18 protein-coding genes are annotated in these 20,235 nt (G+C 67.6%); 7 read left to right on the plus strand and 11 right to left on the minus strand.

The genetic code is table 11. The annotated features are described in order from the left end of the window. Window positions 1-9: 9 nt before the first annotated feature. The 7 genes from J7367_RS01205 to J7367_RS01235 form a co-directional block, all read right to left on the minus strand. Window positions 10-1,197, minus strand: coding sequence for an acyl-CoA dehydrogenase family protein (locus J7367_RS01205; protein WP_007965791.1), 1,188 nt, complete (start codon window positions 1,195-1,197; stop codon window positions 10-12). A 124-nt stretch (window positions 1,198-1,321) separates the two neighbouring features. Next, window positions 1,322-2,080: an ABC transporter ATP-binding protein gene (locus J7367_RS01210; protein WP_022558351.1), complete on the minus strand. Its 759-nt coding sequence runs from the start codon at window positions 2,078-2,080 to the stop codon at window positions 1,322-1,324. Then, entirely contained in the window at window positions 2,077-2,928 is an 852-nt protein-coding gene (locus tag J7367_RS01215) for an ABC transporter permease (protein WP_057660491.1), read from the minus strand. The genes J7367_RS01210 and J7367_RS01215 overlap by 4 nt, the downstream gene beginning before the upstream one ends. 8 nt (window positions 2,929-2,936) lie before the next feature. Continuing rightward, on the minus strand, window positions 2,937-3,941 hold the full coding sequence (locus J7367_RS01220) for an aliphatic sulfonate ABC transporter substrate-binding protein (protein WP_057660489.1): 1,005 nt from the start codon (window positions 3,939-3,941) through the stop codon (window positions 2,937-2,939). 11 nt (window positions 3,942-3,952) lie between these two features. After that, window positions 3,953-5,116 (minus strand): FMNH2-dependent alkanesulfonate monooxygenase, encoded by a 1,164-nt coding sequence (gene ssuD, locus J7367_RS01225; protein ID WP_057660487.1) that lies wholly within the window; start codon window positions 5,114-5,116, stop codon window positions 3,953-3,955. A 209-nt stretch (window positions 5,117-5,325) separates the two neighbouring features. Continuing rightward, window positions 5,326-5,889, minus strand: a complete 564-nt coding sequence (gene msuE / locus J7367_RS01230) for an FMN reductase (protein WP_007965781.1) — start codon at window positions 5,887-5,889, stop codon at window positions 5,326-5,328. 172 nt (window positions 5,890-6,061) lie between these two features. Then, window positions 6,062-6,340, minus strand: a complete 279-nt coding sequence (locus tag J7367_RS01235) for a hypothetical protein (protein ID WP_176215008.1) — start codon at window positions 6,338-6,340, stop codon at window positions 6,062-6,064. 42 nt (window positions 6,341-6,382) lie between these two features. Between J7367_RS01235 and J7367_RS01240 the strand changes: the two genes are divergently transcribed. The 7 genes from J7367_RS01240 to J7367_RS01270 all read left to right on the plus strand — a co-directional run bounded on the left by J7367_RS01240 (window position 6,383) and on the right by J7367_RS01270 (window position 16,774). Further along, window positions 6,383-8,494: a TonB-dependent receptor gene (locus J7367_RS01240; RefSeq protein ID WP_244672239.1), complete on the plus strand. Its 2,112-nt coding sequence runs from the start codon at window positions 6,383-6,385 to the stop codon at window positions 8,492-8,494. 398 nt (window positions 8,495-8,892) lie between these two features. After that, complete coding sequence (locus tag J7367_RS01245; RefSeq protein WP_022558355.1) at window positions 8,893-10,185, plus strand: acyl-CoA dehydrogenase family protein; 1,293 nt, start codon at window positions 8,893-8,895, stop codon at window positions 10,183-10,185. Continuing rightward, on the plus strand, window positions 10,182-11,642 hold the full coding sequence (locus J7367_RS01250) for an LLM class flavin-dependent oxidoreductase (protein ID WP_057660483.1): 1,461 nt from the start codon (window positions 10,182-10,184) through the stop codon (window positions 11,640-11,642). Before J7367_RS01245 ends, J7367_RS01250 begins: the two co-directional genes overlap by 4 nt. After that, the gene (locus tag J7367_RS01255) at window positions 11,639-13,273 is read left to right on the plus strand and encodes an ABC transporter substrate-binding protein (protein ID WP_057660481.1); all 1,635 of its coding nucleotides are present in this window, start codon (window positions 11,639-11,641) and stop codon (window positions 13,271-13,273) included. The genes J7367_RS01250 and J7367_RS01255 overlap by 4 nt, the downstream gene beginning before the upstream one ends. Beyond that, window positions 13,270-14,247 carry an ABC transporter permease gene (locus tag J7367_RS01260; protein WP_022558356.1) on the plus strand — a complete coding sequence of 326 codons (978 nt, stop codon included), beginning with the start codon at window positions 13,270-13,272 and terminating at the stop codon, window positions 14,245-14,247. The genes J7367_RS01255 and J7367_RS01260 overlap by 4 nt, the downstream gene beginning before the upstream one ends. Then, complete coding sequence (locus tag J7367_RS01265) at window positions 14,244-15,128, plus strand: ABC transporter permease (protein WP_057660478.1); 885 nt, start codon at window positions 14,244-14,246, stop codon at window positions 15,126-15,128. The genes J7367_RS01260 and J7367_RS01265 overlap by 4 nt, the downstream gene beginning before the upstream one ends. Beyond that, window positions 15,125-16,774: an ABC transporter ATP-binding protein gene (locus J7367_RS01270; protein WP_081027590.1), complete on the plus strand. Its 1,650-nt coding sequence runs from the start codon at window positions 15,125-15,127 to the stop codon at window positions 16,772-16,774. Before J7367_RS01265 ends, J7367_RS01270 begins: the two co-directional genes overlap by 4 nt. 187 nt (window positions 16,775-16,961) lie before the next feature. Here the strand turns inward: J7367_RS01270 and J7367_RS01275 are convergent, their stop codons facing one another. The 4 genes from J7367_RS01275 to pdxA form a co-directional block, all read right to left on the minus strand. Further along, on the minus strand, window positions 16,962-17,906 hold the full coding sequence (locus J7367_RS01275; RefSeq protein ID WP_007965228.1) for a symmetrical bis(5'-nucleosyl)-tetraphosphatase: 945 nt from the start codon (window positions 17,904-17,906) through the stop codon (window positions 16,962-16,964). A 28-nt stretch (window positions 17,907-17,934) separates the two neighbouring features. Further along, window positions 17,935-18,318, minus strand: coding sequence for a Co2+/Mg2+ efflux protein ApaG (apaG, locus tag J7367_RS01280; protein WP_007965232.1), 384 nt, complete (start codon window positions 18,316-18,318; stop codon window positions 17,935-17,937). 36 nt (window positions 18,319-18,354) lie between these two features. Continuing rightward, on the minus strand, window positions 18,355-19,143 hold the full coding sequence (gene rsmA / locus J7367_RS01285) for a 16S rRNA (adenine(1518)-N(6)/adenine(1519)-N(6))-dimethyltransferase RsmA (protein ID WP_057660477.1): 789 nt from the start codon (window positions 19,141-19,143) through the stop codon (window positions 18,355-18,357). 117 nt (window positions 19,144-19,260) lie between these two features. Next, the gene (gene pdxA, locus J7367_RS01290; RefSeq protein ID WP_057660474.1) at window positions 19,261-20,232 is read right to left on the minus strand and encodes a 4-hydroxythreonine-4-phosphate dehydrogenase PdxA; all 972 of its coding nucleotides are present in this window, start codon (window positions 20,230-20,232) and stop codon (window positions 19,261-19,263) included. Window positions 20,233-20,235 lie beyond the last annotated feature (3 nt).

Here is a 20,235-nt window from a genome sequence, read left to right on the forward strand (position 1 = left end):
TCGTCTGGCTCAGGAATAGAAACTGGGAGTGGGTGGCTGGTGCCGCAGCGCCCATTCGCCAAGTTCGCGCAGCTTGTAATCGACCGGATCGTGCAGCGTCTGGGTGCGCAGGTTGCGCCAGTAGCGGTCCAGCCGCAGCGCTGCATGCGTGGCACGCGCGCCGGTGACCTCGAAGAGTTTGCTGCACACCTCCAGCCCGACGCGTGTGGTGGCGACCTTGGCGGCGGCCACCGCCAAGGCGACTTGCGCGCGCTCGTCGCGGCCGAGCGCATGCTCCTTGCGCCAGGCGGCGTCGAGCAATCCGGCAGCGCGTTCGGTCAGCAGTCGGGCGCTTTCCAGGCCCAGCCAGAACTCGCCGTAATGGGCCAGGATGTAGGGGTCTTCGCTGGCTTGTTCGACCCCGGAGCGGTGCCAGGCGCGGGCTTCGCCCAGGGTGTAGCTGCGCGCTTCCTCGAATGCGCCCTCGGCAATCCCCAGGAACAGATGCGCGAACAGCAACTGCGCGATCAGTGGGCGCAGACAGGCGAACGGAGTGCTCAACGGACCGGGATCCAGCAGTAGCTCGCTTTCTTCCACGCGGACGCGCTCGAAGGTGGTGCTGCCGCTGTCGGTCTGGCGCTGGCCGATGTTGTCCCAATCGTGGCCGAGCGTGATGCCGCTGCGCGCGGTGGGAATCGCACCGATCAACAAGTTGCCGCTGCGCTCGTCCAGGGCCGAGGCGATCAGCATCTGCGAATCGATGGCGCCGGAACAGAAACTCTTTCTGCCGGAAAATTCGCGCCAGCCTTCGCATTGCACGGCGACGGTGCGGGTATCCAGGGGGTTGAGCGCATTGCCCCAGAACCACTGCTTGCGCGCGGTCTGCTCCAGCCACGGCTGCCACTGCGCGGGCTGGCCAAACAGCCGCACGGTGGCGAGCATCAGATGATGGAAGCCGAACACATGCGCGATGGAGCTGTCGACCTTGGCGAAGGTGCGCACGACCTGCAGCACCTCGCTCCAGCTGGCGCCCAGGCCGCCGTACTGCACCGGAATGCTGAGCGCCAGCAGGCCGCTGGCGCGCAATGCATCGCGCTCGGCCTTGGGAGTGCCGCCGCGCGCATCGCGCTCGATCGCGGTGTCGGCGAACCCGGCCGCCAGGCGCTGGGCGGTCTGCAGCGGATTGAGCAGGGTCGGTTGCGGTTGGCGGCTGGTCATGCGCGGTGGCCTTGTGCAGATGCGAAGGAGTGGGGCGCTGACCGGACAATGGTCGGCACGTCGTGCGGAAGATCGCCAGCTGGGCATGCCGTATCCCGGAAGGCATTCCAGCGCCGGCCAGCGCTCAGAACACATGGAGGCTGTGCAAGGCCGCAAGCAGGTCCTGGCGGGCCTGCCGCAGCGCCGCCTCATGCGCCTGGCGATTGCGCGGACGCGGCATCTCCAGACGCTGTGCATGCGCGATCGTTCCGGGCTGGCCACCGATGACGATGACGCGGTCGCTCAGGTAGACCGCTTCGTCGATGTCGTGGGTGACCAGCAGCACGCTGAAGCCATGTTCGCCGGCCAGGCGCAGCAGCAGGTCCTGCAGCTTGATGCGGGTGAAGGCATCCACCGCGCTGAAGGGTTCGTCGAGCAGCAGCACGCGCGGTTGCCGGTACAGCCCGCGTGCCAGCGCCACGCGCTGCGCCTGGCCGCCGGACAGCTGTTTGGGCAGCGCGGTTGCGTAATCCAGCAGGCCGACCTGGGCCAGCAACTGCTGCACGCGCGCAGATTGCCGCGCGGCCGCCGGCGATAGATCGGCCTCGTCGGCGAAAGCGACATTGGCGGCTACATCCAGCCACGGCAGTAGCCGCGGCTCCTGGAAGATGAAGCCGATCTGCCGGTCCACGCCACGCACGCGGGCACCATCCAGCGCCACCTCGCCGGCGTAGTCGCGTTCCAGGCCGGCCAGGATACGCAACAGGGTGCTTTTGCCGCAGCCGCTGGCGCCGATCAAGCTGACGATCTCGCCGGGTGCCAGCTGCAGGTCGATATCGCGCAGCACCTGGCGGGTGCCGAAACGTTTGCCGGCGATGTGCAGCTGCAGGCCGGAGCTGCTCACGTAGGGCTCCCAGGGTGGCCGGACGCGCTGCGATTCTGCAGGTTGTCGCGCCAGCGCAAGGTGCGCGATTCGATGCTCTTGAGTAGGCCATCGCTGAGTTTGCCGAGCAGTGCGAGCAATACGATGGCGCCGATCACGATGTCCGGTCGCGAGGTTTCGCGCCCGTCGCTCAGCAGATAACCCAGCCCGCGGGTGGCAGCGATCAGCTCGGCGGCAACCAGGAACATCCAGGCCAGACTCAGGCTGGTGCGCAGCCCGGTGAAGATGGACGGCAGCGCCGCCGGCAGCAGGATGCGCCGCACCAGGCGTGGTTTGGACAGCCCGTAGCTTTCGCCCAGCTCCACCAGCGTGCGGTCGACCTGGCGCAGGCCGCTGACCACGTCCAGATACACGGGAAAAAACGCGCCGATGGCGATCAGGGTGATCTTGGGCGCTTCGTCGATGCCCATCCACAGCAGCAGCAACGGCACCCAGGCCAGGCTGGGCACTGCGCGCAGCGCCTGGAAGCTGGGGTCGAGCAGGCGTTCCAGCCAGCGGCTCAGGCCCACCGCCACGCCGACCAGCAGGCCGAGCCCGGCGCCGATGGAGAAGCCCGCCAGCACCCGCAACACACTGGCGCCAACATGACTGGCCAGTCCGCGGTTTGCCTCGTCGGCAAGCGTGCGCAGGATCTGGCTGGGCGGCGGCAGCAGGTAACTCGGTGTCCAGCCCAGCGCCGAGGCGAGTTCGAGTCCGGCGAAGAAGATCAGCGGCAGTAGCCAGCCCAGGCTGCTGGCGGGCAGCCTGAGGCGCGGTTGCGGCGGGGTGCCGGCCACGGAGGCGGAAACGCGCAAGGAGGTGTCGTTCATCGTCGTGCTCAGGCCTGCGCCACGCCTGCGCGCTTGGCGTAGCTGGGATCGATCAGCGCAGCCAGCACCTTGCCCAGATCGGTGCCGGGACGGACCAGGCCCTCTTCGAGCAGGATCGGCGCGGCGCTCTGCAGCGCCGCCCTCTCTTCCGGACCAATGACCGGATTGCGCAGGTCGGTGCGTTGCAGCTGCAGCGTGGCCACCTGGGGCGACAGCCGGGCCTCGGCGGCGATCAGCGCGGCCAGTTCGCCCGGGTGCGCGATCGCCCACTGGCGTGCTTTTTCGTAGGCCTGGATCACCAGCGGAATCTGCTCGGGGTACGCGGAGGCGAACGTCTCGCTGACATTCAAGAAGCCGCGCGAATTGAAGGCGGTGTTGCGGTAGATCAAGCGCGAGCCGGCCTCGATCTGGCTTGCGGCCAGGTGCGGGTCCAGGCCGGACCACGCGTCCACATCGCCGCGTTCCAGTGCAGTGCGTCCGTCGGGATGCTGCAGATGCACGATATCCACCGCACTCTTGCTCAACCCGGCCTGCCGCAGCGCGCGCAGCAGGAACAGGTAGGCGTCGGTGCCCTTGGTGGCGGCGATGCGTTTGCCTTTGAGTTCGGTCAGCTGCCGGATCGGCGAATTCCTGCCGACCGCCAGCGCGATCCATTCCGGGCGCGAGTAGATATACACGGCCTTGATCGGATTGCCGTTGGCGCGCGCCAGCAGCGAGGCCAGGCCAGCGGTGCTGCCGAAGTCGATGCTGTTGCCGCCCAGATATTCCAGCGCGCGGTTGCTGCCGGCCGACAGCACCCACTTGACCTGGGTGCCCTGCGCCTTGAGCGTTTCCTCCAGCCAGCCGAAGTGTTTGAGCACCAGCGAAGTCGGCGAGTAATACGCGTAGTCCATGCGCAGTTGTTCGGGTACTGCACCCTTGGCTTGCGCGAAGGCGGTGCCGGACAGCAGCGGCGGGGCGCCGAGCGTGACGCCGGCGAGGGTTCCGAATTTGAGCAGGTTGCGTCGCTTCATGAGTGCTCCCGTCAGCGCGCCGAAGCGCGCGGCACGATGGTGTTGGCGATGACTTCGCCGAAGGGCCCGCTCAGTGCCTGGCCAGGAAGTTTTTGCTTGAGCGTGCGCGGCAGCAGCGGGAATACCAGCTCGGCGAAACGGTAGGCTTCTTCCAGATGCGGGTAGCCCGAGAAGATGAAGGTATCGATGCCGAGCGCGGCATATTCTTCGATCCGCTTGGCCACGGTCTGCGGATCGCCCACCAGCGCGGTGCCGGCGCCACCACGCACCAGGCCGACGCCAGCCCACAGGTTGGGGCTGACTTCCAGATCGGCGCGGGTACGGCGTTGACCGCGGCTGTGCAGTGCGGCCATGCGTCGCTGGCCGACCGAATCCATGCGCGCAAATGCACTCTGCGCGCGTTCCACCGTTTCGTCGTCCAGATGGCTGATCAGTGACTCGGCCGCCGCCCACGCTTCTGCCTCGGTCTCGCGCACAATCACGTGCAGGCGGATGCCGAAGGTCAGCGTGCGCCCGAGCGCCGCGGCCTTGCTGCGGACCGAGGCGATCTTTTCCGCAACCGCATCCGGTGGTTCGCCCCAGGTCAGATAGGTATCGACCTGCTCGGCCGCCAGATAGTGCGCAGCGTCGGAAGAGCCACCGAACCACACCGGCGGATACGGCCTCTGCACGGTGGGATACAACAGCTTGGCCGCCTTCACCTGCAGATGTTTGCCGTCGAAGTCGTAGCTCTCGCCGCTATGGCTGTGGGCGATGATCTCGCGCCAGATGCGGATGAATTCTGCTGATGCTTCATAGCGTTCTGCGTGGTCCAGAAAGACGCCATCGCCTTCCAGTTCGCCGCGGTCGCCGCCCGTGACCAGGTTCACCAGCAGGCGCCCGCCGGAGAGGCGGTCGAAGCTGGCCGCCGTGCGCGCGGCGAGCGCGGGCGCCATCAGGCCGGGACGCAGCGCGACCAGAAACTTCAGCCGACGCGTCGCATTGATCAGACTCGATGCGATGACCCACGGATCCTCGCAGGAACGCCCGGTCGGAATCAGTACACCCTCATAGCCCAGCGTATCGGCGGCGACCGCCACCTGGGTGACGTATTCGGCGCTGACCTGGCGTGCGCCATCGCTGGTGCCCAGGTAGCGGCTATCGCCGTGGGTGGGGATGAACCAGAACATGTCCATGGTGGGTCTCGGTCATGCGCGTCCATCGCAGCAGCCCGCACATCATGTGCAGGGATTGAATGGGGAGTTCGTTGCAAGCGTGTTCCGTTTCGACCAGGCGGTTGTCTTCTGGGGCACCGGCAGTTGCGGCGATTGGGTGGTCCCGTGGTTCGAAAAAGTCCGCATCCTGTACGTGCATCTGCATCTGCATCTGCATCTGCAGCGTGCAGTCAGGCAATGCGCAACAATGCATCGGTGCGCGCGCCAAGCACGCCAGCGGCGCGCTCTGCGGCCAGCTCGATGCGCTGGCGCACGGCAGGGTTGACCACGCGATACTCGTGGAAATCCGTCTCGGTGGCGTAGATGCCGATCGGCAGGGTCACCGCCTGGAAGAACGAAAACAGCGGGCGCAGTTGGTGATCGATCACCAGTGCATGCCGTTCGCTGCCGCCGGTTGCCGCGAGCAGGATCGGTGTATCGATCAACGCGTTGATATCGATCAGGTCGAACAGATGCTTGAGCAAGCCCGGATACGAGCCGCGATACACCGGTGCGACCACCAGCAGCAGGTCGGCCGATTCGATCTGGCGCAGCGCCTGCTCGGCGGCCTCGCCCAACTCGCTGCGCCACAGGGCGGCACCCAGCGGCCGGGCGATATCGCCCAGCTGGATGATGCTTGGCCTGATTGCCACGCGCTGCCCGAGTTCGGCTAGGGTCGCCTCGGCTAATGCCAGGCTGCGCGATGGGCGCGAGGTGCTGCCGGAAACAGCGACGACATTCAACGGACTGCGCATGCGGAGAATCCTGTAATGACGATGGCGGGCGGTCGCGCGACCCTGCGTGGCGCCCGCACACCGATGGTGTTGCTGCGCAAACACACGCTGGCAGCTGCAGGCTGTTCGTGTGCCGACAGCGAGGCATTCCATCTGACTGCACGGCGGAGGACATGGCAATGGCACAGGGCGCTCAAATGCGCCGATCGCTTATCAGATTTGAGAATGACCTGATGAAAAAACCCTGAAATCCTGGGTTTTTCGGCTTGCGCCAGGCGTTGCTCATGGCGTTTGCGGCATGACGATAGTGCGCGCGGACATGACCGCGCGAAAAATGTTGGTGGGGAAACATCGAATCAGCATTTCGCCGCGCTGCAGGCACGATGTTGAGCGTTATCGACGGCATTTTGCGCGTGATTCCATGCGCGACGGCATTGGCGCGTCGCTGGCACGCGATGTGCGTGTGCAGCATCCAGCCGCGCCACGATGCGCAGACGATCAAGCGGAGAACACGATGTCCACGAACACACGCGCAGTGCTGTACTCGGCAATTGCCTGGGTGATGGCCGCCTCGGCGCAGCTGCCGGCGCAAGCGCAGCCGACCGATGCCGAGACCGATGCACAGGTGCACACGTTGCAGGCAGTGACGATCAAGGCCGAGCGCAAGCCGGAGCAGGCGCAAGCCGAGCAAGCCCTGCAGACGGTTGCCGGCAACACGGCGCTGGTGGACAACGAGCAAGTGGAACGCGGGCGCGCTGCCAGCGCCGAAGACGTGCTGGCCTTCCAGCCGGGCGTGTTCGCGCAGTCCACCAGCGGCAACGCGGCCGCCAAGATCTCCATTCGCGGCTCCGGCTTGAATACTTTTTATGGCGGCTACGTGCTGGGCACCAAGTTCCTGTTCGACGGTCTGCCGATCACCGGCCCCGGGGGAACCCAGGAAGATCTGCTCAGCATCGCCGGAGTGAATTACACCGAAGTGCTTTACGGCGCCAACGCCTTTCAATATGCGGCCACCAGTCTTGGCGGCGCGATCAACTTCGTCACCCACACCGGGCAGACCTCGCCGGGAACATATCTGCGGGTGGAGGGGGGGAGCTACGGCTATCGCAAGCAGCAGATCAGCAACGGCGGTGTGGCAGGAAATTTCGATTGGTACGTGTCGATGCTGCACAACAGCCGTGACGGCTACCAGGACCTCACCGACACCAACGGCCGCGAACTGGTCGCCAATCTTGGCTATCGCTTCGGCCCGCGCCTGGATACGCGCCTGCTGCTGCGTTACCGCGAAGAAGAGTTGATCAACGGCGGCACGCTGACGCTGGCGCAGATCAACAGCGGCTCGCGTGCCAACCCGGCCCCCTATGGCCGCAAGAAAGGCGGCACCACGCTGGTGGGCAGCAAAACCACCTATGTCTTCGACGACGACGCGCGCCTGGAGCTGGGGGTGGACCTCAACAACTATCCGCTCTACAACAGCTGGCGTTATTCCACCACGCCGAACCTGTGGCGATCGACGGACATCAACACCAGCGTGCGTTACTTGCGCAGCGGCGACACCTTGTTCGGCCGCAACCTGGACACCAGCGTGACCTGGAGCGATACGCGGCTGGCGTTCGGCGATGCGCGCACGCACGACCGCGACAGCTGGCGCCTGCTCAAGGAGGTGCGCTACACCGGCTCGCGCGACACCGTGCTGACGCTCGGTGGCGAGTTGCAACTGGATGCGTCCTCGTGGCTGTCGGCAGGCGTGTCGCTGATCAATATCGATCGGGACGTCCGCGTGGTGCAGTCGACCACCGCCAATACCAGCGTGTATCCGCAGCGTTATGCATTGGACACATGGTACGCAGCCCCACGCTTGGGGTTGCGCTATCGGCTGACGCCGGATCTGCAGGCGTTCGCCAATGTGAGCCGCTCGATCGATCCGCCGGTCACCTGGCAGATCAGCGGCGGCGGGGTGGCCACACCGTTCGCGCGGCCGTTGGTGCCGCAAAAAGCCACCACCGCCGAAGCGGGCGTCCGCGGTAGCCACGGCATCTTCGATGGCAGCCTCACCGTCTACCGCTCTTGGATCAACGACGAACTGCTGACCGTGGTGACCCAGCAGGCCACTGCCAGTACCGATGCGGTGGTGGCCAACGCCAATGCCGGGCCGACCGTGCATCAGGGCATCGAGGCCTCGCTGAGTACGCGCGTATGGGACGGCGACGATGGCAGCGGGTTGAGCCTGCGCCAGGCCTATACCCTCAACGACTTCCATTACCGCCGCGATGCCGCGTTCGCACAGAATGCGTTGCCCGGCCTGCCGCGGCAGGTCTATCAGGCCGAGTTGCAATATGCGCATGGCAGCGGATTTTATGCACATCTCGATGTGCGCGCAGCGTCCAGCTATTACGTCGATTTCGCCAATACGCTCAAGGCACCCGGTTACGGCTTGCTGGGCGCCAAGCTCGGTTACGGCCTGCCGAGCGGGCGCTGGAGCGCCTGGGTCGATCTACGCAACCTGGCGAACAGACATTACGCCACTGCCACCAGTACCGCCTACGAACTGCAAGGGCGCGATTCCAATGTGTTCTATGTCGGCGACGGTTTCAGCGTTTTTGCCGGCGCATCGCTGCGCTTCTGAGTGCGGCCGCTGCCTGCCGTCGCCGATGAGCGCGTGTGTCCGTCGCGTTTCCGAGGTCGTTGCAAATGTGCATGCCATCAGGTGATTTCCGGGGATTATCAGTAAATGGATTTTGCTGCTGTGTGGACGCTGGATCAGCGGCTTACGCCAGGTCATGATCGAAATTGATTGCGGAGATTGTTGCGTTGACGCGGCAATTGCTGCAGCTCCGTCCCTGCTGACGTGGGCATGCGATGGGCAGGCAATGGGCACGCAATGGGCGTGCGGACTGCGATGAGGCCACGCATACCACCGGCGCGCAGCGGAATCCAACACGCCGGCCACGCGTTACGCCTGGGACCGCACGCATCCCGGCACCCCCTCCCCTGGATCGCTATTCCCTCCCCTTGGAGCTCCCCATGAATGCTCAAGCTGTCTTTCCCTCCGATACGTCGCCGCAGCTCGGCGCGCCGACCGATGCGGCGCTGGCGCAGCGCTTCGATCCGGTGTTTGCGCGCATCGCCGAGGGCGCACTGGCGCGCGAGCGCGAGCGCATCCTGGCCCATGAGCCGGTTGCCTGGCTGCGGGCGGCCGGCTTCGGCGCCGTGCGCGTGCCGCAGGCCCACGGCGGCCTCGGCGCGAGCCTGCCGCAGCTGCTGCGGCTATTGGCCCGGCTCGGCGAAGCCGATTCCAATCTGCCGCAGATCCTGCGTGCGCATTTCGGCTTCGTGGAAGGCCTGTACGGCAGTACTGCAGACGATGCGGCATCACGCGCGCGCTGGTTTCCGCGCGTGGCCGCCGGCGCGCTCTTCGGGGCGGCCATGGCCGAGCGCGGCCCGGCCACCGAGAACACGCTGACGCTGCGTCGCGACGGGGCGCATTGGCAGCTGGATGGCGAGAAGTTCTATTCCACCGGCACGCTCTACGCCGACTGGATCCTGGCGGCCGCCGTGGACGGTGGCGACCAGCTCGCGCTCGCGGTGCCTGCCGATGCTCAGGGGGTGACGCGGATCGACGATTGGGACGGCTTCGGCCAGCGCCTGACCGGCAGCGGCAGCACCCATTTCAGGGCGGTGCGGCTGCAGGACGAGCATGTGCTGCACCGCCATCCCGCCGGGCAGGCGCGGCCGGACAACTATCTCACTGCGTTCTACCAGAGCGTGCACCTGGCGACCTTGACCGGGATCGCGCGTGCGGTGCTGCGCGATGGCGTGGAATTCGTGCGCGCCCGCACCCGCGTATTCGGCGTGCCCGGGCAGACGCGGCCGGCCGACGATCCACTGGTGCAGCGGGTGGTCGGCCGCTTGTCGAGCCTGGCCTTCGCTGCAGAGGCGGTGGTGGAGCAGGTCGGCGTCTCGTTGCAGCAGGCCCACCTCGCGCATCATGCCGGCACCGCGTCAGAGGCCGATTACATCGCCGCCGATCTGGCCGCCTATCACGGCCAGCAGGTGGTGTTGCCACTGGTGCTGGAGGCCAGCACGTTGGTCTTCGAGGTCGGTGGCGCCTCGGCGACCGCGCGTGAGCGTGCGCTGGACCGGCATTGGCGCAACGCGCGCACCATCGCCTCGCATAACCCGGCGATCCTGCGCGAACGTGCGCTTGGCGACTGGCGATTGAACGGTCGTCGTCCACGCGAGGCGTGGTTCGCCGGCACCACATCCCAGAGCGCGGCCGGCGCAGATGCGAGCGTGTCGACGGGAGCGACTGCATGAGCGGCAATGCCGATCCCAAGCAATTGCACGTCAACCTGTTCGAGATGAACTGCGTCAGTCACATCGTGCACGGCATGTGGGCGCACCCGGACAACAACCGGCACCGGTTCAACGATCTGGAGTACTGGACCGAGCTGGCACAGCTGCTGGAATACGGCACCTTCGACGGCATCTTCCTGGCCGACGTGATCGGCGCCTACGACAGCTTCGGCCAGGGTGCGAAGGCCGCGCTGGAAGAGGCGGTGCAGATTCCCAGCAACGATCCGCTGCTGTTGATCCCGGCGATGGCGCAGGTGACCAGGCATCTGGGCTTCGGCGCGACCTTCTCCACCACCTACGAGCCGCCGTTCGCGTTCGCGCGGCGCATGAGCACCCTCGATCACCTGACCCGCGGCCGGGTCGGCTGGAACATCGTGACCTCCTACCTGCCCAATGCGGCGCGCAACTTCGGCCTGGAAGGCGAGGTGCCGCACGATCAACGCTACGAGATCGCCGACGAATACCTGGACGTGCTGTACAAGCTGTGGGAAGGCTCGTGGGACGACGATGCGGTGATCCAGGACCGTGAGCGGCGCATCTACACCGATCCGTCCAAGGTGCGCCAGATCGATCACCACGGCGCCTACTTCAAGGTCGCCGGCCCGCATCTGAGCCAGCCTTCGCCGCAGCGCACGCCGCTGCTGTTCCAGGCTTCCGGCTCGGCGGCCGGGCTGGAATTCGCCGCGCGGCATGCCGAAGTGGTGTTCACCGGCGGGCTGACCGCTGCCGACGTGCGCGCCAATATCGCCAAGACCCGCGCGCGCGTGGAAGCGCAGGGGCGCGATCCGCGCGCGATCCGGTTCGTGGTGCAGGCCGGGGTGATCGTCGGCCGGACCGATGCAGAGGTCGCGGCCAAACTCGACAGCTACCGCGCGCTGATGAGCGTGCGCGGCGGCCTGGTGCACGCACAGTCGGACATCGATCTGCTGGCCTATCCTCGCGATCTGTTGATCGGCGAACTCGTCGGCGGGCGCGGCAAGGGCAGCGCCAGCGGGATCGGCCGTGGCGTACTGGCCGGCTTCGACCCGCAGTGGACGGTCGGACAGGTGCTGACGCGGCTGGAGGCGTTCGACCGCGAGCGGTATTTCGTTGCCGGCACGCCGACCGGCGTGGCCGACACCATCGAGCGCTGGCTCGACGAAGACGACATCGACGGCATCAACCTGCGCCAGTATCTGTCGTTCGAGACCGCACGCGATTTCATCGAACTGGTGGTGCCGGAACTGCGCCGGCGCGGTCGCTTCCGCCAGACGTATCGCGATGGCGAGACGCTGCGCGAACGGCTGTTCGGCGCAGGCCAGGCACGCTTGCCGGACGATCATTTCGGTGCGCGTTATCGCGACCCCGCCAATCTCAAGGTGCCGCCACCGCCGCTGCGGTTTCCGGCGCCGTTGGCGGCAGCCGGGAGCGGCGGATGAAGGCGTCGCTCGGCGTGGCGTTGGCGGTGCTGGCACTGGCCGGCTGTCGCCAGCAACCCGCGGCGTCGGCGGCTGCCGCCGGCAGCGTGCCGCGCCAGGGCGGCACGTTGATCTACGCCACCGACCGCGAGCCGACCTGCCTGGATCCGCATGTGCAGGGGGACATGCCGCAGGTATTCGTGGCCCGCCAATATCTCGACTCGCTGGTATCGATGGATGCGCGGGGCCGGATCGGGCCGTGGCTGGCGCGCAGTTGGGAGGTCTCCGCCGACGGGACCGCCTACACCTTCCACCTGCGCGAGGACGTGCGCTTCAGCGACGGCACGCCGTTCACCGCCGAAGCGCTCAAGGCCAACCTGGACCACATCACCGATCCGCATACCCAGTCCAGCACCGCCGGCGGCTACATCCGCCAGTACCGCCGCACCGAGATCGTCGATACGCATACCGCAATCGTGCATCTCGACAGTGCGTACGCGGCATTTCTGGAAGTCATGGCGCAGGGGTTTCTCGGCTTGCAGTCGCCGGCCGCGCTGGCGCGTTCGCGCGAGCAGAACTGTCAGCAGCCGGTCGGCTCCGGGCCATTCAAGGTGGAGCGCTGGGACCGCCAGAACCAGCTGGTGCTGGTGCGCAATCCGGAGTATGCCTGGGCGCCGCCGACCGCCCGCCACAACGGCCCGGCCTATCTGGATCGGGTGGTGTGGAAATTCATCGCCGAACCGTCGGTACGCTTCGCCTCGTTGCAGGCTGGCGAGGTCGATGTCATCGACACCCTGCCGCCCGAAGCGCACGCGCCGGCGCGCATCAATCCCGAGCTCTCGCTATTAGTTGCCAATCGGCCCGGCAACCCCACCAACGGCACGCTCAACCTGACCCGCGCGCCGTTCGACGATATCCGCGTGCGTGAGGCCTTCCTGCGCTCGGCCGATGTCGAGGGCGCCCTGCAGAGCGTGTTCTTCGGCGAATTCGCGCGCGCCGGCGGCCCGCTCAGTGCCGGCACGCCGTTCTACAGCGCCGACTTCGAACACGCCGCCGACTACGACCCGGCACGCGCCAACCGCCTGCTCGATCAGGCCGGCTGGACCCGGCGCGATGGCGCCGGTTACCGCAGCAAGAACGGCCGCCGCCTGAGCGTGGATGTGCTGATGCGCAGCCAGACCTGGCCGGCCGAACAGACGCTGTGGGAGCAGGTGCAGGCGACCGCGCGCGGCACCGGTTTCGAGGTACGGCTGCACCTGCTCAGCGACGCGCTCTTGCAGCAGCGCCAGGCAGCCTGGGACTACGACGTGCGCGTGGGCTACTGGAACACCAATACCGCCGACGTGCTGCGGATCATCTTCGGCTCGCAATTCCTGGCCCCGGTCGGCGGCAAGGGCGGCTTCCACCAGAATGGCGCAGGCTTTGCCGATGCGCAGTTCGATGCGGTGGTGGCGCAGGCGCTGGCCACCCAGGACCCGCAGCAGCGCGCGCAGCTCTACCACCAGGCCCAGCGCATCGCCTCCGGCCAGTTCCTGCAACTCACCACCTATCCGCAGAGCACGCGGCTGGGTATCTACAAGACCGCGCACGGCGTGGCGCTGGAGCCAGCGCTGCAGGTCACCACGCTGTACGACGCCTGGGTGAGCAAATGAACGCGATCGCGAGCGGAAGATTCCGCCATGCCCCATGGCTGGGCCAGCTGCGCTCGCTGGCAATGCATCTGCTCGGTGCTGCGCTGGTGCTGTGGGCTGCGGCCACGTTGTTGTTCCTGGTGTTGCGGTTGATGCCGGGCGATCCGGCGCTGGCGATCCTGGGCGGTTCCAGCGCGAATCCAACCGCCGAGACGCTGGCCGCGGTACGCCGCGAGTATGGGCTCGACCAGCCATTGCTCCGGCAGTACATGGCGCACCTGGGCCGGCTGGTGCACGGCGACCTGGGCACTTCCTATTCCCAGCACCTGCCGGTGGTGCAGGTGCTGCGCGAGCAGGCCGGGGCGACCCTGCAGCTGACTGGCGCAGCCTTGCTGCTGGCCTGGCTGCTGGCGTTGGCGTCGGTGCTGCCGAGCGTGCGCCGCGGCTGGCGCGACCGGCTGTTTTCCACGCTCGAAACGGTGGCCGCCGCACTGCCGCAGTTCTGGCTCGGACTGGTGTTGCTGGCCGTGTTCGCGTTCGGCCTGCGGGTGCTGCCGCCGGCCGGCAGCGATGGTCTGCGCAGCCTGATCCTGCCGGCACTGACGCTGGCGTTGCCGCTGGCCGGCTTCCTGGCGCAGGTCACCCGCGAGTCGATGGCGCTGGCGCTGGAACAGCCGTTCGTGTTGTCGGCGCGCACCCGCGGCCTGGGCGAGGGGGCCGTTCGCCTGCGTCACGCCCTGCGGCATGCCTTGCTGCCGGGGCTGAGTCTGTCCGGCTGGGCAATCGGCGCCACCATCAGCGGTGCGGTGGTCACCGAGGTGATCTTCTCGCGCAAAGGCGTTGGCCGGCAGCTGTTCTACGCGGTGCAGGCGCAGGATCTGCCGCTGGCGATGGGCATCGTGCTGTTCATCGCGGCGGTCTATGTGATCGCCAACCTGTCGATCGACGCCCTGCAGCGACTGGTCGACCCGCGTCTGTCCGGAGAGTCCCGATGAATACCGCAACGCTGTCTCGTGCGCTCCCTCCCTGCGCGCTGTGCGCACGTGTCCGTGGCGCATTGCGCTGGCTGATCGCGCTGCCTCCCGGGCCCGCGTTGGCGGCTGCCTTTCTCAGCTTGCTGCTCGCGCTGGTGCTGGCGCCAGCGCTGTTCGCCGGCGCCGACCCGCTGGCGGTGGCGCCGCGGCAGGCGTTCCAGGCGCCGAGCTGGGCGCACTGGTTCGGCACCGATGCCTCCGGCCGCGATCTGTGGGCACGCGTGGTCTACGGCACGCGCGAATCGCTGGCGATCGGGGTGGCCGCCACCGCCCTGGCGATGAGCGTGGCCATCGCCCTGGGGCTGGCCGCCGGGCTCGGCGGGCGGTTGCTCGATCGCTGCATCGGCGCCACCTTGAACGTGCTGTTCGCGTTCCCGTCGCTGGTGCTGGCCTTGCTGCTGGTGGCGGTGTTCGGCGCCGGGCTGGGCCCGGTGATCGTGGCGACCGGCCTGGGCTGCGCGCCGGGCTATGCGCGCATGGTGCGTGGGCAGGTGCTCGCGGTGCGCGGTTCCGGCTACGTGGAAGCGGCGCGCGTGCTTGGCCATCGGCCGTGGCGGATCGTGCTGCAGCACATCCTGCCCAATGCGATGCGGCCGCTGCTGGTCACGGTGACCCTGGGCGTGGGCCAGATCATCGTGTGGGCGTCGGCACTGAGTTTTCTCGGGCTGGGCAAGCCGCCACCGGCGCCGGAGTGGGGCACCCTGCTGTCGGTGGGGCGCGACTTCGTCGCCCTGGCCTGGTGGATGAGCTTCTTCCCGGGCGTGTTCATCGTGCTCACCACGCTGTCCACCAGCGTGCTCGGACGCTGGTTGCAGCGGCGTCTGGAAGGACGCAACCCATGAGCACGCCGCTGCTGCGCGTGGATGGCCTCACCGTCACGTTCGCCCGCCCCGGCCAGCCTGCGCTCACGGTGGTGCGCGAGCTGTCCTTCAGCCTGGCGCCGGGGCGTGCGGTGGCACTGGTCGGCGAATCCGGCTCGGGCAAGAGCGTCAGTGCGCGCAGCCTGGTCGGCCTGGCCGGTGCGCACGCGCAGGTCAGCGCGCGCGTGCTGGCGCATGCCGGCCGCGATCTGCGCGGTTACAGCGAGCGGCAATGGCAGGGGTTACGCGGGAAGGACATCGGCTTCGTCCTGCAAGACGCGCTGGTATCGCTGGACCCGCTGCGCCCGGTCGGCCGCGAGATCGAGGAAGCATTGGCCGCACACGGCTGGGGCGATCGCGCACGCCGTCGCGATCGGGTGCTGGAGCTGCTGCAACAAGCCGGTGTGCCGGAACCGGCGCTGCGCGCGCGGCAACGCCCGGACCAGCTTTCCGGCGGATTGCGCCAACGCGCGTTGATCGCCTCGGCGCTGGCCAACGCACCCGGCATTCTGATCGCCGACGAGCCGACCACCGCACTGGACGCCACCGTGCAGGTGCAGGTGCTGGCGGCCTTGCAGGCGATCAAGCGACGCGGTGGCGCGTTGCTGGTCATCAGCCATGATCTGGCCTTGGTCGCGCAACTGGCCGACGAGGTGGTGGTGCTGCGCCACGGTGAGGTGGTCGAGCAGGGACCGATTGCGCAGGTGCTGCAGCGGCCGGCACATGCCTACACGCGTGCGCTGCTCGCGGCGATTCCCGGCGGCCGCGGGCCGCGCGTTGCGACTGCCCTGGCCGGCGCAGAGCCCGCCAACGCACCGGCACCGCCGTTGCTGGAGGTGCGCGGCCTGCGCAAGGCCTATCGCGGTCCGGATGGCGAGGCACGTCTGGCCGTCGATGGGGTCGACCTGGTGTTGCAGGCCGGGCGCACGCTGGGGGTGGTCGGCGAATCCGGTTCCGGCAAAAGCAGCCTGGCACGGCTGGTCCTGGGCCTGACCGAGGCGGATGCAGGCGAGGTGCGGCTGAACGGCCGGCCCTGGATCGGCAGCGTTGCCGCACGCGTGTCCGAAGCGCAACGTCGGCCGTGGCGGCGTGCGATCAGTGCGGTCTACCAGGATCCGCTGAGTTCGTTCGACCCCCGCTGGACGGTGGCCCGCATTCTCGGCGACGCGCTGGATGCGGTGGGCCTGCCGCGTGCTGCACAGCGCGCCCGGATCGCCGAGCTGCTCGAACAGGTACGGCTCGGTACCGCGCTGGCCGGCCGCTTCCCGCTGCAGCTCTCCGGTGGCCAGCGCCAGCGCGTGGCGATCGCGCGCGCCATCGCCACCGAGCCGCGCCTGATCGTGCTGGATGAAGCGGTGTCGGCACTCGACGTATCGGTCCAGGCGCAGGTGCTCGACCTGCTGGCGGACCTGCAGGCACACCTGGGGCTGGCCTACCTCTTCATCTCGCACGACCTCGGTGTGATCCGTCAGGTCAGTCACGACATCCTGGTGATGCGGCACGGACAGGTCCAGGAGGCGGGACCGGCCGAGCAGGTGTTCGCACAGCCGCGTTCGGCCTACACGCGTGCGTTGCTGGCGGCGATGCCGCGTCTGCCAGCGCCAGTCGACGCATTGCGGCAGGCCTGACACGCGGCCGGCATTGCTTCCGGAGCGGCCCGGGCGGCCGGGGCCGTTGCAACGTGCGACGCACAGCGCGGCAACTGCGGCCGCACCCGGCCGATAGGCGGTATCGCTTGCAAGCCGTCCAGCACTCCCGTGCCGGGAAGGCGGCGCGACGGCGTAGCGCTGGGCGCGCTGGCGCCAGGGCGCCGGATCAGCCGCCGGCTGGACCGGTCGATGCCGGTGTCGGAGCGGGCCCGGTCTGCGCTTGGTCGCCACCACGGTGCCGCTGCCGGCGACGCGGTTGCCGCGGGCGCTGCGCGGTTTTCGGCGGATGCGTGATCGGATTTCCCGGCACCTGCACCACCCGTAGTTCGTCGGTATCCAGCTGCAACGCGGTCAGCTTGCCGCCCCAGACCGCACCGGTATCGATCGCATGGACGCCCTGGGTGATGGTCAGGCCCAGCGCGGACCAATGCCCGCAGACGATCTTCAGGTCGCGCTCGACCCGTCCCGGCACTTCGAACCATGGATACAGGCCCTGCGCCTGCGTGCCCGGCGTGCCCTTGTCGTCGGTGGCAATGCGCCCACGCGGAGTGCAATAGCGCATGCGGGTGAACAGATTGATGATGGCGCGGCTGCGGTCATAGCCGCTCAGGCCCGGCGACCAGCCCGGCTGGTCGCCGTACATATTGCGCAGCAGCTTGCGATAGCCGCCGCCCTGCAGTTGCTGCTCGACCTCGCGTGCATGCTTTTCGGCCATCTGCGTGGTCCACTTCGGCGCCAGCCCGGCGTGGATCATCATCCAGCCCAGTTCGCGGTCCACGTGCGCCAGCTTCTGCATGCGTAGCCAGTCCAGCAGCGCATCGCGATCTTCTGCCATCACGATGCGCAGCAGGTCCGGGTTGACCTTGCGCTGCTCTTCTTCCGAGCGCGCGCCGATCGCCAGCAGCGACAGGTCGTGATTGCCCAGCACCACCACACTATGTGCGCGCAACGCATGCACCAGGCGCAGCGTTTCCAGCGATTGCCCGCCGCGGTTCACCAGATCGCCGCAGAACCACAGCGTGTCCTGGGCGGGGTCGAAATTGATCTTCTCCAGCAATCGCTGGGTGATGTCGTAGCACCCTTGCAGGTCGCCGATGGCCCAGACACTCATTGCGCGCGCTCCCTCACTCCAGCATCCATCAGTGCAGCGTCCTGGGTACGCTCAGCACGAAGGCGGCGATCGGGGCGATAAATTCGGTGCCATCGTCGGCCACCATGTCGTAGTGGCCTTGCATCTGTCCCTGCTCGGTCTCCAGCAGTACGCCAGAGGTGTAATGGAACGCTTCGCCCGGGCGCAGCCACGGCTGTTCGCCGACCACCCCTTCACCATCCACCTGCTCGGTGCGTCCGTTGCCATCGGTGATCTGCCAATGGCGCGCGATCAGGCGCGCAGGCACTGCGCCCGCATTCTGGATGCGGATGCTGTAGGCAAAGGCATAGCGGCCTTCGTCCGGAGTGGATTGATGGGCGAGGAAGCGGGGCGATACCTCGACCTCGACCCGGTAGCGCGGATCATCTTGCATGGTGAAAGTCTAAATAAAACGGTGTGGGAACGGCGCTCAAGCCAGCTCGACATTGGCCAGCCGGATGAAATCGGCGACCTCGAGTTGTTCGGCGCGTGCGTCCGGGCGCACCTGCGCAGCGTCGAAGTGGGCTGGTTCGCAAATGGCGGACAAGGCATTGCGCAGGGTCTTGCGGCGCTGCCCGAACCCGGCGCGCACCACATCGGCGAAGCGGCGGCGGTCGTTGATCAGTACCGTGGCCGGATCGCGCGGCACCAGCCGCACCACTGCCGAGTCCACCTTCGGCGGCGGCCGGAAGGCGCCCGGCGGCACCACGAACAGCGCAGTCACCTCGCAATACGCCTGCAGCATCACGCTGAGCCGTCCGTACACCTTGCTGCCGGGGCCGGCGGCCATGCGGTCGACCACTTCCTTTTGCAGCATGAAGTGCATGTCGGCCACGGCAGCGGCATGGTCCAGCGCATAGAACAGGATCGGCGAGGAAATGTTGTAGGGCAGGTTGCCGACCAGGCGGATCGGCGTGCCATCGGCCAGTGCAGTGAAATCCACGCTGAGCACATCGCGGTGGATGATGCGCAATGCGCCGATCGGCGCCGCGGCCTCGGTCAACGGCGCGATCAGGTCGCGATCGAATTCGATGACGGTCAGCGCGCCATGCTTGCGCAGCAACGGAAAGGTGATGGCACCCTGGCCTGGGCCGATCTCGACCAGATGCTGGCCGGCGCGCGGGTCTACCGCCTGCACGATGCGGTCGATGTAATACCGGTCGGCAAGAAAGTGCTGGCCAAGCGACTTCTTGGCCGGTGCGCTGAAAGAAGGATTCATCTGCGCAGTTTAACGGAGGCCGCGCCTGCACGCGGTGTCGTTTGCGCGCGCACCGCGCTTGGCGGATAGGCGGCGTGCACCATGCGGCATGCCCGCAGCGAGTAGGCACGCGTGGGTTTAGCGGCGCGCCGCCAATCGCGCACACAACGCAGTGGCCGCCATCAGGCTGGAGGGGTCCGCGATTCCGCGGCCGGCCAGTTCCAGCGCAGTCCCGTGATCCACCGCCACGCGCGGGTAGGGCAGGCCCAGGGTGATATTCACCGCCTGCTCGAAGCCGCTGTACTTGAGCACCGGCAGGCCCTGATCGTGATACATCGCCACCACCGCGTCGAAACCACGCAGTTTCTGCGGCAAGAAGGCGGTGTCCGCCGGCAGCGGGCCGATCAGCTGCATGCCCTGCCCGCGCAGTTGCTCCAGCGCCGGAATGACGATATCCAGTTCCTCGCGGCCCAGGTGACCGTCTTCGCCGGCATGCGGGTTGAGGCCGAGCACGGCGATGCGCGGGTGCTCCAGGCCGAAGTCGCGCTGCATCGCTGCATGGGTGATGCGCAGACACTGCCGCAGGGCATCGGCGGTGATCGCATCGGCCACCGCACGCAGCGGCAGATGGGTTGTCACCAGCGCGACGCGCACGATGCTGTTGGCCAGCATCATCACCACCGGGCAACCGGCTTGTTCGGCCAGCAGTTCGGTGGTGCCGGTGTAGGCAATCCCGCCGGCGTTGATCACTGCCTTGTGCACCGGGCCAGTGACGATTCCCTGCAGGCGGCCGGCGAGGCAGTCGGCCGCGGCGCTGCGCAGGCCGGCGATCACCGCTGCGGCATTGGCTGGGTCAGGTACGCCGAAACGCGTGGCCACGGCTTGGCGAATGGGATGCAGCGGCAGGTCGCCGGGCGCGCGTGCGGGCTGGTCGGGCTCGAGCAGCCGCACAGGCAACGACAGCGCCGTTGCGGCGCTGTGCAAAGTATCTGGGTCGGCGTAGGCAATCAGATGCGCGTCCGAGCGCGGCTGCTGCGCAAGCCGGACGCATAGCTCCGGCCCGATTCCGGCCGGCTCGCCTGGCACCAGCGCGAGCGACGGGACCATCATGCG

The organism is Xanthomonas sp. D-36-1 (assembly GCF_017746155.1).
GTDB lineage: Bacteria > Pseudomonadota > Gammaproteobacteria > Xanthomonadales > Xanthomonadaceae > Xanthomonas > Xanthomonas cissicola.